The sequence below is a fragment of the Bradyrhizobium sp. Ash2021 genome (assembly GCF_031202265.1).
Classification (GTDB): domain Bacteria; phylum Pseudomonadota; class Alphaproteobacteria; order Rhizobiales; family Xanthobacteraceae; genus Bradyrhizobium.
Genome location: NZ_CP100604.1, coordinates 5,418,975 through 5,432,774, shown reverse-complemented (window position 1 = coordinate 5,432,774; position 13,800 = coordinate 5,418,975). Strand labels below are relative to the sequence as shown.

The 13,800-nt window shown below is 63.1% G+C and carries 15 protein-coding genes and 1 pseudogene; 9 read left to right on the top strand and 7 right to left on the bottom strand.

The window, feature by feature from the left end; translation table 11 throughout:
* Positions 1–16 precede the first annotated feature (16 nt).
* Both NL528_RS26135 and NL528_RS26130 read left to right on the top strand, forming a co-directional pair.
* Positions 17–2,320 carry an exopolysaccharide transport family protein gene (locus NL528_RS26135; protein WP_309177335.1) on the top strand — a complete coding sequence of 768 codons (2,304 nt, stop codon included), beginning with the start codon at positions 17–19 and terminating at the stop codon, positions 2,318–2,320.
* Positions 2,321–2,468: 148 nt separating this feature from the next.
* Positions 2,469–2,687, top strand: a complete 219-nt coding sequence (locus tag NL528_RS26130; RefSeq protein WP_309177334.1) for a hypothetical protein — start codon at positions 2,469–2,471, stop codon at positions 2,685–2,687.
* Between the two features lie 331 nt (positions 2,688–3,018).
* Here NL528_RS26130 and NL528_RS26125 read toward each other — a convergent pair whose 3' ends face one another.
* Together NL528_RS26125 and NL528_RS26120 are read right to left on the bottom strand one after the other, a co-directional pair.
* Positions 3,019–3,429 carry a VOC family protein gene (locus NL528_RS26125; protein WP_309177333.1) on the bottom strand — a complete coding sequence of 137 codons (411 nt, stop codon included), beginning with the start codon at positions 3,427–3,429 and terminating at the stop codon, positions 3,019–3,021.
* A 940-nt stretch (positions 3,430–4,369) separates the two neighbouring features.
* On the bottom strand, positions 4,370–5,560 hold the full coding sequence (locus tag NL528_RS26120) for a GNAT family N-acetyltransferase (protein ID WP_309177332.1): 1,191 nt from the start codon (positions 5,558–5,560) through the stop codon (positions 4,370–4,372).
* A gap of 128 nt (positions 5,561–5,688) precedes the next feature.
* On the opposite strand from NL528_RS26120, the gene NL528_RS26115 reads away from it, so the two are divergent.
* Entirely contained in the window at positions 5,689–6,741 is a 1,053-nt protein-coding gene (locus NL528_RS26115; RefSeq protein WP_309177331.1) for a polysaccharide deacetylase family protein, read from the top strand.
* Here the strand turns inward: NL528_RS26115 and NL528_RS26110 are convergent.
* Complete coding sequence (locus NL528_RS26110) at positions 6,738–6,944, bottom strand: DUF2842 domain-containing protein (RefSeq protein WP_309177330.1); 207 nt, start codon at positions 6,942–6,944, stop codon at positions 6,738–6,740. The genes NL528_RS26115 and NL528_RS26110 overlap by 4 nt on opposite strands.
* Before the next feature lie 98 nt (positions 6,945–7,042).
* Between NL528_RS26110 and NL528_RS26105 the strand changes: the two genes are divergently transcribed.
* Both NL528_RS26105 and NL528_RS47215 read left to right on the top strand, forming a co-directional pair.
* Positions 7,043–8,134, top strand: coding sequence for a COX15/CtaA family protein (locus tag NL528_RS26105; RefSeq protein ID WP_309177329.1), 1,092 nt, complete (start codon positions 7,043–7,045; stop codon positions 8,132–8,134).
* 106 nt (positions 8,135–8,240) lie between these two features.
* Positions 8,241–8,498 (top strand): annotated as a pseudogene (locus tag NL528_RS47215) (iron permease FTR1); the annotation flags it as partial.
* A 54-nt stretch (positions 8,499–8,552) separates the two neighbouring features.
* Here the strand turns inward: NL528_RS47215 and NL528_RS26100 are convergent.
* Positions 8,553–8,966, bottom strand: a complete 414-nt coding sequence (locus NL528_RS26100; RefSeq protein WP_309177328.1) for a hypothetical protein — start codon at positions 8,964–8,966, stop codon at positions 8,553–8,555.
* A 31-nt stretch (positions 8,967–8,997) separates the two neighbouring features.
* Here NL528_RS26100 and NL528_RS26095 point away from each other — a divergent pair, with 31 nt between their 5' ends.
* Positions 8,998–9,303 carry a hypothetical protein gene (locus NL528_RS26095; protein ID WP_309177327.1) on the top strand — a complete coding sequence of 102 codons (306 nt, stop codon included), beginning with the start codon at positions 8,998–9,000 and terminating at the stop codon, positions 9,301–9,303.
* Here the strand turns inward: NL528_RS26095 and NL528_RS26090 are convergent.
* From NL528_RS26090 to NL528_RS26080, 3 genes are all read right to left on the bottom strand, one after another.
* Complete coding sequence (locus tag NL528_RS26090; RefSeq protein WP_309177326.1) at positions 9,300–10,580, bottom strand: O-acetylhomoserine aminocarboxypropyltransferase; 1,281 nt, start codon at positions 10,578–10,580, stop codon at positions 9,300–9,302. The genes NL528_RS26095 and NL528_RS26090 overlap by 4 nt on opposite strands.
* Before the next feature lie 149 nt (positions 10,581–10,729).
* Positions 10,730–11,314, bottom strand: coding sequence for a CoA-binding protein (locus NL528_RS26085; RefSeq protein ID WP_309177325.1), 585 nt, complete (start codon positions 11,312–11,314; stop codon positions 10,730–10,732).
* Positions 11,315–11,321: 7 nt separating this feature from the next.
* Entirely contained in the window at positions 11,322–12,143 is an 822-nt protein-coding gene (locus tag NL528_RS26080; RefSeq protein WP_309177324.1) for an enoyl-CoA hydratase, read from the bottom strand.
* Positions 12,144–12,215: 72 nt separating this feature from the next.
* Between NL528_RS26080 and NL528_RS26075 the strand changes: the two genes are divergently transcribed.
* From NL528_RS26075 to rpsI, 3 genes are all read left to right on the top strand, one after another.
* A complete protein-coding gene (locus tag NL528_RS26075) occupies positions 12,216–12,644 on the top strand; it encodes a PaaI family thioesterase (RefSeq protein WP_074276444.1) in 429 nt (142 codons plus the stop codon).
* A gap of 154 nt (positions 12,645–12,798) precedes the next feature.
* Complete coding sequence (rplM, locus tag NL528_RS26070) at positions 12,799–13,263, top strand: 50S ribosomal protein L13 (RefSeq protein WP_309177322.1); 465 nt, start codon at positions 12,799–12,801, stop codon at positions 13,261–13,263.
* The gene (rpsI, locus tag NL528_RS26065) at positions 13,264–13,740 is read left to right on the top strand and encodes a 30S ribosomal protein S9 (RefSeq protein WP_309177320.1); all 477 of its coding nucleotides are present in this window, start codon (positions 13,264–13,266) and stop codon (positions 13,738–13,740) included.
* Positions 13,741–13,800: the final 60 nt, after the last annotated feature.

Below are 13,800 nucleotides of genomic sequence, written 5' to 3'. Positions count from 1 at the left end.
TTCGCGGGAGTGTGCGATGCGTTTAGCGTTCTGGCGTACGGGCAAGTACAGGGCGGTGGTGCAGCGGGTGATTTCGAAGCCTGCGCCCGTTGCCTCCAAGCCCGTTGCCTCCAAGCCCGTTGCCTCCAAGCCCGTTGCCTCCGAACCGGTTGTCGCAAAGCCGGTCGCAACGCCGGAGTCCGGCGATCTGGATTTGCACGCGCTCGGTCAGGCGCTGATGCGCAGGCGGAGCTGGATCATCGTCCCGACGGTGCTCGCCGCCGTGCTGTCGATCGCCGCCGTCAATATCGTCTCCCCCCGCTACAAATCGGAAGTGCGCATCCTGATCGATGGCCGCGAGAACGTGTTTCTGCGGCCGAACGGCGAGCGCAGCGAGGAACGCAATGCGCTCGACGCCGAGGCGGTGACGAGCCAGGTGCAGTTGCTGCAGTCGCGCGATCTCGCCCGCGAGATCATCAGGAAGAACAAGCTTGCCGAACGGCCGGAATTCGATCCGGTGCTGCGGGGCCTTTCACCGCTGCGGTCGCTGCTGGCGCTGTTCGGAATCGGGCGCGATCCGTTCTCGCTGACGCCGGAAGAGCGCGTGCTCGACGCCTATTACGACCGCTTCACGGCGTATGCGGTCGACAAGTCGCGTGTCGTCGTCGTCGAATTCCAGTCGCGCGACCCCGAGCTTGCGGCGCGCGTCGCCGACTCGATCGCCGAGGGCTATCTGGTGCTGCAGCAGGGTGCGCGGCAGGCGCAGGCCAAATCCGCCGGCCAGTGGCTGGCGGCCGAGATCGAGAGCCTGCGCAAGAAGGTCGCGGACGCCGAATCGCGCGTCGAGGATTTCCGCTCGAAGTCGAGCCTGTTCGTCGGCACCAACAACACCACGCTCTCCAACCAGCAGATGGGCGAGCTGAACACGCAATTGAACAACGCCCGCGCGCTGAAGTCGGACGCGGAGTCCAAGGCGCGACTGATCAAGGAAATGCTTCAGAGCGGCAAGCCGATCGAGGCTTCCGAAGTGCTCAATTCCGAACTGATCCGCCGCCTCTCCGAACAGCGGGTGACGCTGCGCGCGCAGCTGGCCGAGCAGTCCTCGACCTTGCTCGACGGCCATCCGCGCATCAAGGAGTTGAAGGCCCAGCTTGCCGACATCGATCGCCAGATCCGCGAGGAGGCGGGCAAGGTCTCCCGCTCGCTGGACAATGATTCACGCATCGCCAGCGGCCGGGTCGAGGGCCTGAGCGCCAGCCTCGATCAATTGAAGAAGCAGGCGTCCTCGAACAACGGCCAGGATGTCCAGCTGCGCGCGCTCGAGCGCGAAGCCAAGGCGCAGCGCGATCTCCTCGAATCCTATCTTGCGAAATACCGCGAGGCCAATACCCGCGAGAATATCGAGGCGGCGCCGGCCGATGGCCGCATCATCTCGCGCGCCACCGTCTCCAATACGCCGGCCTATCCGAAGAAGCTGCCGATCGTGCTGATTGCGACGCTGGCAACCTTGCTGCTCTCGGCCGGCGCGATCGTGACCGGCGAGTTGCTGCGCATGACCGCGCCGCGCGCGGTCGCCGTATTCGCGCCGTCAGCGGCGGCACGGCGCACGCCGGTCCGTGCGCCGGCGGTCGAAGCCGACGCCGAACCCGCGCTTGAGCCTGAGCCCGAATCCGGACTTGAGCAGGAATCCGAGCCGGAGCCCGCGTTGCGCGAGCCGCAGATCGAGGTCGCGACAGCCATCGGCGAAATCGAGCAATTGGCCGAGACGCTCGTCGATGCCGGCACATCGGCGCACAAGGTGACGGTGCTCGGCACCGCCGCGAGCGAGAGCATTACGCTAACCGCGCTGACACTGGCCCGCCTGATGTCGCGCCGGATGAAGGTCGTGGTGGTCGATCTTGCGGCATCGTCGTTGACGATCCCCGCGGTGTCGGCCGATCCGACTGCACCGGGCCTTGCGGAACTGATGCAGGGCGAAGCCTCGTTCGCGCAGATCATCACCAAGGACCGGCTGTCGCGGGTCCATCTCGTCAGCGCCGGCCGTCCGGGTTTCGACCGCGCGCTGCTGCAGTCGCCGCGCCTGATGCTTGCGATCGACGCGCTGCTCAGGGTCTACGACCACGTGCTGCTGGATGCCGGCGCCGCCTCCGACCTGCCGGCGGAACTGCTGACCGCGCAGGCGTGCGCCGTGGTGGTGCCGGACGCCTCGATGGCAGAGGAGGCCCGCATGCTGATGTGCGATCAGCTCCGCGCGGTCGGCTTCTCCGAAGTGACAATGCTGAGCGGGCCGTGCCAGGCAATGGACGCGGTTGAAGTGGGCCCGCGCGTCGTGGCGGCGTGAGAACGCGGCAGAGACCGCAAGCCGTAGGGCGGACGAGGTCGCCTCCAATCCGCGACGCGGAGCATTTTCCGGCCGAGTGAGCGTGCGCAAAAGGAACTTTTTATCAATCCGCCGGTTTTCCTTGGGGCAAACTGACAGGAGATTCGTCATGTTCAAAGCACTCATGGCGGGAGCGGTCGCGGTTGGCCTCATCGTCGCTCCGACGGCCGCAGGCGCGGTGTCGACCCAAAAGACCGACAAGATGCACAATCCCCACAAGATGCATCATGCGCAGAAGAAGATGGCGCCCGGCACCACGACCGGCATGTCGAGTGGAACGGCGACCGAAAAAACGACTGGCAGTGCAAAGGCCAAATCAGGCTACTAAGTACGTTGACCATCGCGCGATACGCTGACGGTGGTTGACGTGAGGGGGGTCCCCGCGCGCGGAGGAACCGGCGCAGCGGGCGGGGCTGCGTATGTAAATCAGAAACAGAGCCCAGGGCGGATTGGAGCCAACCCCGTCCGCCCTCGCTCAAGGAGCGAAGGCGGAAGGCGTAATCCGCCATGCCGCTGACGCGAGCGCATCATGTGTGATCCTACGCCGCATGTCGAATGATCGTCGCGCGTTCGCCGATCGGCGGATTACGCGCATCGGATCGCAATAGCCGCCCTGACGGATTCCGAAGTACGATTGCGGCGGCCGCGCGATTGCCACATCAGGGATATTCGACAAGCGTGAGGATGTTGCCGTCAGGGTCTTTGAAGTGGGAGAGCAGACCGCCCCACGTTTGACGCTCTGCTATGCCGAGCCATTCAATCCCGAGTTTCCGAAGGTCATTCAGCGTCGCCTCCATGTTGGTGACGGTAAAGGAGAATGCCGTGAAGCGGGCTACCAGGCCTGCGGCCTCCGGATCACCGGGGTCGACATATTCGACAATGAGTTTGGCTTGACCGGTATCGAACATGGCTATCGTTTCGTTGGCAAGAACCTCCGGTAAAGCGTGTCCGGATAAAAGCGCCGCGCCTCGGCGAGTTTTGTCGTGAACACCCGCACGGCTTCGATGGGACCGAGTGTCATTGGACTTCTCCAACTCGCGAACCAGATAAAGTACGTCGGTGGTACCCATCCCACAATTGCTGCCCGACGGGCAAATCAGATTTTCTTGTCAAGAGGCTGTAGAGAAAATATTCCTGTTTTCAACCGACCCAAATCACCGGTAGAAATCCCGCCGTCCCGTTCCGGAAGAGGGGCGTTGGCCATCGTCACGAACGTTGGAACGGGATGCGGTGGACGCGGCAGCGTTGAGCGCGCAAGGGATCGCAGGGCGGGTTTCCCGTGAGCGATGACAGCGCGCAGACGAACGATGTTGCGGCGTACGGCAAAACCGTGTGGTCCTGGCACCCGTTGCTGGTGTCAAGTCGGCGGAGACGTCTCGGCCCAACCGGGCGCGGACACATCGCCAATTCGCCGATGACGGTGACAAGACGAATTCGTCGCCGGGGAGAGCGCGGCATAAGCCGTCAAACCATTGCGCAGGGAAGGCCGGATAGCCTCCGCTGAACCTGTATGCTCGTGTGCGTGTTCTTATGCACATCTTGCACGCGAGACCGCGGGTGCAGCGTGCATCCGGCTTTCCCTGCGCCCTCTGTTTTCGAGGGCGAAAGTTAGCTTGCACGACTCGGGCGCACTGCGCGGCGAGATCGTGAACGTGCGTGTGGGTTCGTCATTGCGAGGAGCGAAGCGACGAAGCAATCCATTCTTCCTTTTCCGCGGTGCGATGGATTGCTTCGCGGAGCCTGTCTTCGGGCGCGCATTCGCGCGACCCGGTGGCTCGCAATGACGGAGGAGAGGGCGCGCGTTTGCGCCGAACCATTAGCTCGCAATGACGGCTGGGCTCTTTGAAAATTGAATCAGAGATTTGCGCGGGACGTCATCCTGAGGTGCGAGCGGAGCGAGCCTCGAAGGATGGGCCACGGGCCGTACTCATCCTTCGAGGCGCGCAAGAGCGCGCACCTCAGGATGACGAAAGACAGTGCAAATGCGTCGCGCGGATTAATGTGATCACGCTAGCGGAACGCGCTGCGCAGCTTTTGCGCCATCTCCAGCAGCGCCGGATTATGCTTCACCATGCGCTTGGTGCGGTTGAGGCCGGACATCGCCGCGGCGGCCATCTTGCCGCGTGCGCTCAGGGGAATGAAACTGTCGAAGATCGGTTCGTCGCTCTTGCAGAACAGCCGCTTGTATTCGTCCGAGCCGATGCCGAGATCGAAGGCGCGATAATCGAGTGCGGCGAAGTGGTCGATGATGTCGCGCATCAGGATCAGGCCGGGGCTGTATTTCGAATTGCCCGACATCGTGTAGGTGTTGAACATCATCGAAAAGCGATGACCGTCGGCGACGCCGGCGAAGATCGCGATCACCTCTTCGTCGCAATCGAGCGCGTGGATGTCGATCGCCCTTCCGCCGTTGACGAGCCGCGTCGTGCAGGCGTTGCGGATGAAATCCTCGACGCCGGGTTCGGCGAACACGTTGGGCAGCTTCTGTTCGGCCATCCGCAACGGCTTGACGCGGAAGAACCAGTCCAGCAGCCGCGTGATCTCGGCGTCTTCGGTCGCGACGTGATAGCGATAGCCGGGCAGCGGCTGCAGCTTGCGCTCCTTGCCCTTCAGGCGACGGCGGAAAGAGTTGCTGACCAGCGTCGCGGGCGTTGCGCCCGGTTCCATCGTCAGCAACGGGCAGTCGTTGGCGGAGGGTTGGTGCGGCAGCAGCGCCAGCGGGTTCGGCAGATCGCGCCAGCGCAGGGGCTGCTGATGCAGCGCGAGCACATCGGCTTCGGAACGTTCCGCCAAGGCCGCGATCAAGGCCTCGAGATCGGCTGGCGTCGCGTTCGCGGCGAAATCCTTGTCCCACAATGCCATGTTGAAGGTCGAGTGCTTGCCGCCCATGAAGCCGGCGCTGCGCACGCCATACGCATGCCGGAGCGCCAGCGGCAGCAGCAGCAGCGGCCGGCGCTCGGCATCGAATGCAATCACGATGAAGGGGACGAGACCTTCGCGCGCGCCGACATCGCGCTGCCATGCGGCGACGAAGTCAAAGCGCTGATACGATGTGAAGGATTGTTTTGGGCTTTCGAGGCCGCGCCAGATCGCTTCCGCGGCGGCGAGATCGTGGATGATGTCGATGCCGGCAATGTGGCTCGGCTTCGACCACGCCGTTGCTTCCGCCGTTTGACCCTCGATCGCGGCAGCCATGGTCATCGCAACACCCGCTATATGAAATTGTTTACAATTTTCGGCTTGGGCGCGACCTTCGCAGGGAAATGTCAACAAAGAGTAATAACAATGCGGTCGCGGCGGGGCGCGCGGCCGGAATCAGGGACGGGACGTTGGCATCGGATAACCGGTTTTTGCAGCGGGCGCAGATGGAGCTTGCTTATTTCAGCGGCTTCGCGCGCCTGAAGCAGCGGCGGGCCGGCGGCGCCGGTGTCGTGCTGCGGTTCGAGCGCGTGCGGCCGCGCCGTTCGGTTCGGTTTCAGCCGCTAAAGTCCCGGGAAATCACGCCGGAATTTCTCGATAGAACGATCCGGGCGTTAAAACGCTGGAAGTTCGATATCGTCTCGATGGACGAGGTATGCCGGCGGGCGGTCACGCTGCCGCAGCCGAAGCGGTTTGTCAGCCTGACCTTCGATGGCGGCTACAAGGATGTAATGGCATCGGCTTATCCGGTGTTGTCCCGGCACGGCGTGCCCTTCACCGTTTACCTGCCGACTGCGTTTCCGGACGGGGTTGGGGAGGCCTGGTGGCTGGCGCTCGAGGACATGATCGGGCGCGAAGACCGCCTGAGCCTGGTGATTGATCGCAGGGAACGCCGCTTCACGATCCGCAGTACGCCGGAGAAAGTCGAAGTCTATGAATTTCTCGCGAGCTGGATGCGGACGCTGACGCCGCCGGATCTTTCATTCGCGATCAACGATCTCTGCAAGCGGTACGCCGTCGACCTGGCGGCGCTGTCACGCAGCGCATCGATGGACTGGGACGATCTGGCAAAACTCGCCGCCGATCCGAATGTGACGATCGGAAGCGCGACGGTGAACTATCCGGTGCTGGCGAACTTGCGGGATGTCGACGCGCAGCGCGAGATGGCGATGGGCAAGGCGGTCGCCGAGGCCGCCTTTCGTCGCGGAATCCACCATTTCGCCTATCCCTTTGGCGACCGCGAATCCTGGCGCCGGGCGCATGCGACGATGGCCAAGGAGATCGGTTTTATCAGCGCCGCATCGGCGATTTCGGGTGCGGTGCAGGCGCAGGGGCGCGGCAACCTGCACGCGCTGCCGCGCCTTGCCTGGGACGGGCGGCAGCGCTCGCTTCGCATGATGCGCGTGATGCTGTCCGGCGCATTTTTCGCGCCGGAGAGGCCAGCCGGGCGCGCCCCGACCTAGACGTCGGGCCGCGACATCCAGCTGATGATCGGCATCGCCGGCAGCACCCAGCCAAGTCCGGCTACGACATAAAAGATGGCCTGCAGCAGGCCGGAATTGGCAAGCCATGGCGTCTGCGCCACCGTCATCCCCATCAGCGACCACACCACGACCAGCATCAGCAGAGCGATGGTTCCGAACAATTTGCGGGTGCGTATCGTCATGGCGGATAAGTGAAGCCTTCGGCTAGTTGCGCGCAGGAAGGGGCGGACTATAAGGGGCGCGCCAATTCAATCAAGCACGGGTTCCAGAAACGGCTTCCATGACCGGTAATTCCGCACTACAGGCCCCGCAAAACCGCGCCATCCGGTGGTGGCTGTTTTCGGTCGCCGCCCTGATCGCGATCATGGTGCTGGTCGGCGGCGCCACGCGGCTGACGGAATCCGGATTGTCGATCGTCGAGTGGAAACCGGTCACCGGCGCGTTGCCACCGCTGACCGAGGCGCAATGGACGCAGGCGTTCGAAGCTTACAAGACCATTCCGCAATATCGCGAACTCAATGCCGGGATGAATCTGGCCGAGTTCAAGACCATCTTCTGGTGGGAATGGAGCCACCGGCTGCTCGGGCGCGCGATCGGCGTGGTCTATCTGCTGCCGTTCCTGTTCTTCCTGTGGCGCGGCATGATGGGGCGTGAGCTGAAGCGGCGGCTGTGGCTGATCTTCGGGCTCGGCGCGCTGCAGGGCGCGGTCGGCTGGTGGATGGTGGCCTCGGGGCTTTCAGCGCGGGTCGAGGTTTCGCAATATCGGCTGGCGACGCATCTGGTGCTGGCGCTACTGATCTTTGCCGCCATCGTCTGGACGCTGCGGCGGTTGAAAGAGCGAGCACAGCTCACGGCGCCGCTACGGCTGAAAATCACCAGCATGATCCTGCTGGCGCTGACCTTCGTGCAGCTCTATTTCGGCGCGCTGGTGGCGGGCTTGCGTGCGGGCAGGGTCTACAACACCTGGCCCGATATCGACGGCGCGTTCATTCCATCGGCGTCGCGGTTGTGGTTCGAGCAGCCTTGGTGGCGCAATCTGTTCGACAATACGCTGACTGTGCAGTTCGAACATCGCATGACCGCCTATGCGTTGCTGGCGCTGGCGGCGCTGCACGTATTCGACGCGGTTCGTTCGCGCGCCGGGTCCGCGGTGATCGGCGGCGCCTGGTCGTTGCTTCTGGCGATCACGCTGCAGGCTGTGCTCGGCATCCTCACGCTGCTCAACCAGGTGCCGATCGATCTCGCATTGACCCACCAGGCCGTTGCGATCGTGGTGCTGACGCTCGCGGTGCTCCAGGCCGAACGGCTGGCTTCGCGCCGGGTCGAGACCGATCAGCCAAAGCTGGTTTTGCCGGTCGGGCAGCCCGGCTAATCTGCCGCAATCGGCAGAAGTCCCCGTATTGCAGGGCTTTTGTCGCGGCGCGATCGGTTGACGCGTTTGTGTGGCGCAGGGCTGCTTTACTTGAAGCATCGCAGGCGTGTTGTTCTATTTCATCAACCCGATCGCCCGGAAGATTCCGCTGCGGCCGCTGTTCATCATCACCTCCGCATTCCTGTTCGCGATGGCGATCAAATTCATCGGCGAAGCCGTGCAGGAATTCCAGGAACAGGCGATGCTGCCGTTCACCGAGCTTAAGAGCGTCTCCTGGCTCGGTGCGCTCGGGCTCAACCCGACGCTGGAGGCGTTGTCGGCGCAGCTCCTGGTGATCGTGTTTGCGCTCGCAACCTATTCGGTGGGCTGGCGCGCGAGGACAAGGCAGCGGTGCGGACGGCCAAACCCTAAGCCGTCTTCAGCAATAGCCGTACACGCCGCAGGCGTAGGGCAGCCGGTTCCAGTAGCTCACATAGGGGCCGCCGTAATAGGGGCCCTGGTAGTTGTAATCGAACGCCCGTCCATAATAGCCCGGGAGCGCCGATGAGCCCGGCAGTAGCGGGGTGCCGACCAGCGGCGGGACGTATGGAACGTATCCACTCGACGGCGTGAACAGCACTTCCGGCTCTTCCTCGACATAGACCCGCCGGCCATAGGGCGGCGCGGCGGGCGCAACGGTCGTCCGGTATTTGTAATGGGTGCGGGGCAGGCCCGGCGGCAGTTTGCTGGCGGCGCGATAGGCGGCCCGCTTGGTGGCCACGGGCCCGTCGGCTGCGGCGGCGGTTCCGACCGCAAAGACCGCGAGAAGCAATGGCATCATCCAGCGCAGCATCGGTCATCTCCGAATCATCTGGAGCTATTCAGTGCCAGCTTATGCCGGAATGACCGTTAACGAGAAGCTGGTGATTTCGGCCCAGATGGCCGAGTGGGACGGCGCGGTCGCCAAACGCGACCGGGCCAGGATTATTGATGGCGACCGAACTGACGGCGGAGCAGGCGGCGTCCACGACAGACACCACGCTGGGCAATCCGGAGAAGTATGGGTACCCGCCGGCGAAGGGGTGAAACGCCTCCTCCGTCATTGCGAGCGAAGCGAAGCAATCCATCTCACCGCGGATGGAACCATGGATTGCTTCGTCGCCGCGCTCCTCGCAATGACGGCCAACTAAGCGCTCAGCGCCTGCTCGAGATCTGCGATCAGATCTTCCTTGTCCTCGATGCCGATCGATAGACGCACCACGTCGGGAGCTGCACCCGACTTCACCTTGGCGGCGTCGTCGAGCTGGCTGTGCGTGGTCGAGGCCGGGTGGATCACCAGCGAGCGGGTGTCGCCGACGTTGGCGAGGTGGGAAAACAGTTTCAGATTCGACACCAGGCTGACGCCGGCGTCGTAGCCGCCCTTGAGGCTGAAGGTGAAGACGGCGCCGGCGCCCTTCGGCGCATATTTGCGCGCCAGGTTGTTGTATTTGTTGCTCGCGAGGCCGGAGTAATTCACCTCCGCCACCGCCGGATGGCCGGAGAGGAATTCCGCGACCGCCTTGGCGTTCTCGCAATGCCTCTGCATGCGCAGCGGCAGCGTCTCGATGCCGGTCAGGATCAGGAACGCGTTGAACGGCGAAATCGCCGGTCCGAGGTCGCGCAGGCCGAGCACGCGGCAGGCGATCGCAAACGCAAAGTTGCCGAACGTCTCCTGGATCCTGATGCCGTGATATTCGGGGCGCGGCTCGCTCAGCATCGGATATTTGTTGTCCTTCGACCAGTCGAAGGTGCCGGCATCGACGATGATTCCGCCGAGCGAGTTGCCATGGCCGCCCAGAAACTTCGTCAGGGAATGCACGACGATGTCGGCGCCGTGGTCGATCGGGCGGATCAAATAGGGCGTCGCCAGCGTGTTGTCGACAATCAGGGGCACGCCGGCCTTGCGCGCGACGGCGGCGATCGCCTCGATATCGGTGATGCTGCCGGCGGGATTGGCGATCGACTCGATGAAGATCGCCTTGGTATGCGGCGTGACCGCGCGCTCAAAAGTCTCGACATCGTCGGGATCGGCCCATGCCACGTTCCAGCCAAAGCTCTTGAACGCACGGTTGAACTGATTGATCGAGCCGCCATAGAGTTTTCGCGCGGCAATGAATTCATCGCCCGGCATCAATAATTGCTGAAGCACGACGACCTGCGCGGCGTGTCCGGACGCAACCGCCAGAGCGGCGGTGCCGCCTTCGAGCGCCGCGACGCGCTCTTCGAGTACGGCGGTGGTCGGGTTGGTGATGCGGGTATAGATGTTGCCGAACGCCTGCAGTCCGAACAGCGAGGCGGCGTGATCGGCATCGTTGAACACGAATGAAGTGGTTTGATAGATCGGCGTCACGCGCGCGCCGGTGGTCGGATCGGGCTGCGCGCCGGCGTGCACGGCAAGGGTCGAAAATCCCGGAAGACGGTCAGTCATTATTTACGTCCTATTTTTGGCTTGTTCGAAAATGCGCGGCATGCTGATGGCCGCCGCGTCCGCCGTCAAGGCGCGTAGTTCGCATATCGTGGATTAGAACGGTCGTGCTTCGTTATTTGCGTTTTCAAAACAATCGTTTCGCATTTGCGTCACGTCTGTTCGCTCTTGTTTTTCGCGGCGCGGTCAGATGCCGCGGTTTCGCCGCCGCCGACGCTCGTGCGGTTCAACGACAGCCGCATGCCCTGCGTCGGGATCGGAGCGCGCTTGGAGCTCAGCGTTCGCGAGTTGACGCCCATCCAGGAAATTTCCGACGACAGCCGGCCATATTCGATCTTCGGGCAGCGATTCATCACGACCTTGAGACCGGCGGCTTCCGCCTTCGCCGCCGCGGTGTCGTCGCGCGCGCCAAGCTGCATCCAGATCACTTTTGGCGGCGGCGACAGCTTCAGCGCTTCGTCGACGACGGGAAGGATGTGGCTGGAATTGCGGAAGATGTCGATCATGTCGACGGGACGGCCGATATCCGCGAGCGACGCCACGAAGGGCTTGCCGAGCAGGCTCTTGCCGACATGGCCGGGATTGACCGGAATCATATCGTAGCCGCGCTGTGCCAGATATTTGAAGGCAAAATAGCTCGGCCGCACATTGACCGGCGACGCGCCAACCATCGCGATCGATTTCACGCCGTTGAGGATCTCGCGGATGTAATTGTCGTCGTAGGCATCATGGTTCATTGCGGTTTTATTTATCCTGCCAGTTCGGCTCGCGCTTTTCGATGAAGGCGCCGATGCCTTCCTCGGCATCGCGCGCCATCATGTTCTCGGTCATTACCTCTGCCGCATAGCGATAGGCGTCGGCAAGGCTCATTTCGGCCTGGCGATAGAATGCTTCCTTGCCGAGCTTCACCGTGTAGGCGGATTTGCGCGCGACCTGTTGCGCCAGCGCGATCGCGGCATCGCGCTCGGTGCCGGCGGCGACGACGCGGTTGACGAGACCGATGCTCTGCGCCGTCGCAGCCGAAATCGGCTCGCCGGTCAATAGCATCTCCATCGCCTGCTTGCGCGGAACATTGCGCGACAGCGCCACCATCGGCGTCGAACAGAACAGCCCGATATCGACGCCGGGCGTGGCGAAGCCCGCGGCGTCGGAAGCCACCGCAAGATCGCAACTCGCCACCAGCTGGCAGCCGGCCGCGGTCGCGATGCCCTGCACGGCGGCCACCACGGGCTTGGGCAGCTGCACGATCGCCTGCATCATCGCGCTGCAGGCGTTCATGATCTGCGCGAAATAAGCACGGCCGCGATCGGCATCGGCGCGGCGAGCGGTCAGTTCTTTCATGTCGTGGCCAGCGGAAAAGGCCGGACCATTGGCCGCGATCACGACCGCGCGCACGTTTCGGTCGTCGTGAATGTCGTTCAGCGCCGCGTGCAGCTCGGCGATCAGGCCTTCCGACAGGCTGTTGCGCGCCGCGGGCCGGTTGAGCGTGAGTACGGCGACGTGGCCTGCACTCTCGCGCAGCAGGATCGGCGATTGCGGTGTTGGTGCGCGGGCAGGTGCGGACATAGCGAAATTTCCACTAGGGCTTTGATGACAACTTAATGTAACAGGCAATCTGAAGCGAGGGCAGGGGACGGCATGGCGGCAGCGAAAATGAGCGTGGCTGAACTGGAGAAGTTCCTTCACGACGAATTCCCCCAGGCCTTCAGGGGCGGTGATATCACCATCGAAAGCGCCGACGGCGAGACCTGTCTGCTCCGTCAGCGCTATAACGACCAGATGCTACGCCCGGGCGGGACGGTTTCGGGGCCGACGTTGATGGCGATGGCCGATTTCGCGATGTATGTGGTGCTGCTGTCGGCGATCGGTCCGGTCGGCCTGGCGGTGACGACCAATCTCAACATCAATTTCCTGCGCAAAGGGCTACCAGGGCAGGACGTCCTGGCCGCGGCGAAACTGTTGAAGCTCGGCAAGCGGCTCGCGGTCGGCGAGGTCAATTTGCTGTCGGGGTCGTCGCCCGATCCGATCGCGCATGTAACGGCGACCTATTCCATTCCAAACACATAGGCTTTTTCACGGTATTATAACACCATATTCACAAGTCATTGTTTCTGCAGCATAAATCCACACGCTCCGGCATTGACGCGCAACGTCCGGTTCTCTAGAAACCGCCGCAGTTCGGCGCATGTTGCGCCGGTCCCCCATTTACGGATTTTCTCACATGAAAACGTTTTCGGCCAAGCCCGCCGAAGTGACGAAGAAGTGGGTGCTGATCGACGCCAAGGGTTTGGTGGTCGGCCGGCTCGCTACTCTGGTCGCGATGCGCCTGCGCGGCAAACATCTGCCCACCTACACGCCCCATGTCGATTGCGGCGACCACGTCGTCATCATCAACGCGGCTCACGTCGTGCTGACCGGCCGCAAGCGCGAGCAGAAGGTCTATTACAAGCACACCGGTTTTATCGGTGGCATCAAGGAGCGCACCGCGAAGTCGATCCTCGAGGGTCGCTTCCCCGAGCGCGTCGTCGAGAAGGCGATCGAGCGCATGGTTCCGCGTGGTCCGCTCGGCCGTGTCCAGATGGGCAATCTGCGCGTTTACCCCGGCGACGAACATCCGCATGAAGCCCAGCAGCCCGAGCCGCTCGATATCGCTTCGATGAACCGCAAGAACATGAGGGCCGCATAAATGTCCGATACCATGCAGTCCCTCGATCAATTGGCGTCGTTGAAGCCGGCCGCGCCGGAAGCGCCGAAATACGTCAAGAAGGTCGACAAATACGGTCGCGCCTACGCCACCGGCAAGCGCAAGGACGCGGTCGCCCGCGTCTGGATCAAGCCGGGCGCCGGCAAGGTCATCGTCAACACCCGTGAAGTCGAAGTCTATTTCGCCCGCCCGGTGTTGCGGATGTTGATCCAGCAGCCGCTGGTCGCAGCCGCCCGTGCCGGCCAGTACGACGTGATCTGCACCGTCGCCGGTGGTGGCCTGTCGGGTCAGGCAGGCGCCGTCCGTCACGGCATCTCCAAGGCGCTGACCTATTTCGAACCGGATCTGCGCGGCGTGCTGAAGAAGGGCGGTTTCCTGACCCGCGACAGCCGTACCGTCGAGCGCAAGAAGTACGGCCGCGCCAAGGCGCGCAAGTCGTTCCAGTTCTCGAAGCGCTAATTGCTTCGCTAAAATTTGCAGCGTTTGCTGCATTCGTGAATCGAAGAGGGCGCCGAGAGG

What these genes read in the sequence shown, in the direction of transcription:
- NL528_RS26135 (WP_309177335.1), top strand. Translation starts at nt 17, where the DNA reads ATGCGTTTAGCGTTCTGGCGTACGGGCAAGTACAGGGCGGTGGTGCAG.
- NL528_RS26130 (WP_309177334.1), top strand. Translation starts at nt 2,469, where the DNA reads ATGTTCAAAGCACTCATGGCGGGAGCGGTCGCGGTTGGCCTCATCGTC.
- NL528_RS26125 (WP_309177333.1), bottom strand. Translation starts at nt 3,429, where the DNA reads ATGGGTACCACCGACGTACTTTATCTGGTTCGCGAGTTGGAGAAGTCC.
- NL528_RS26120 (WP_309177332.1), bottom strand. Translation starts at nt 5,560, where the DNA reads ATGACCATGGCTGCCGCGATCGAGGGTCAAACGGCGGAAGCAACGGCG.
- NL528_RS26110 (WP_309177330.1), bottom strand. Translation starts at nt 6,944, where the DNA reads ATGACGATACGCACCCGCAAATTGTTCGGAACCATCGCTCTGCTGATG.
- NL528_RS26105 (WP_309177329.1), top strand. Translation starts at nt 7,043, where the DNA reads ATGACCGGTAATTCCGCACTACAGGCCCCGCAAAACCGCGCCATCCGG.
- NL528_RS26100 (WP_309177328.1), bottom strand. Translation starts at nt 8,966, where the DNA reads ATGCTGCGCTGGATGATGCCATTGCTTCTCGCGGTCTTTGCGGTCGGA.
- NL528_RS26090 (WP_309177326.1), bottom strand. Translation starts at nt 10,580, where the DNA reads ATGACTGACCGTCTTCCGGGATTTTCGACCCTTGCCGTGCACGCCGGC.
- NL528_RS26085 (WP_309177325.1), bottom strand. Translation starts at nt 11,314, where the DNA reads ATGAACCATGATGCCTACGACGACAATTACATCCGCGAGATCCTCAAC.
- NL528_RS26080 (WP_309177324.1), bottom strand. Translation starts at nt 12,143, where the DNA reads ATGTCCGCACCTGCCCGCGCACCAACACCGCAATCGCCGATCCTGCTG.
- NL528_RS26075 (WP_074276444.1), top strand. Translation starts at nt 12,216, where the DNA reads ATGGCGGCAGCGAAAATGAGCGTGGCTGAACTGGAGAAGTTCCTTCAC.
- rplM (WP_309177322.1), top strand. Translation starts at nt 12,799, where the DNA reads ATGAAAACGTTTTCGGCCAAGCCCGCCGAAGTGACGAAGAAGTGGGTG.
- rpsI (WP_309177320.1), top strand. Translation starts at nt 13,264, where the DNA reads ATGTCCGATACCATGCAGTCCCTCGATCAATTGGCGTCGTTGAAGCCG.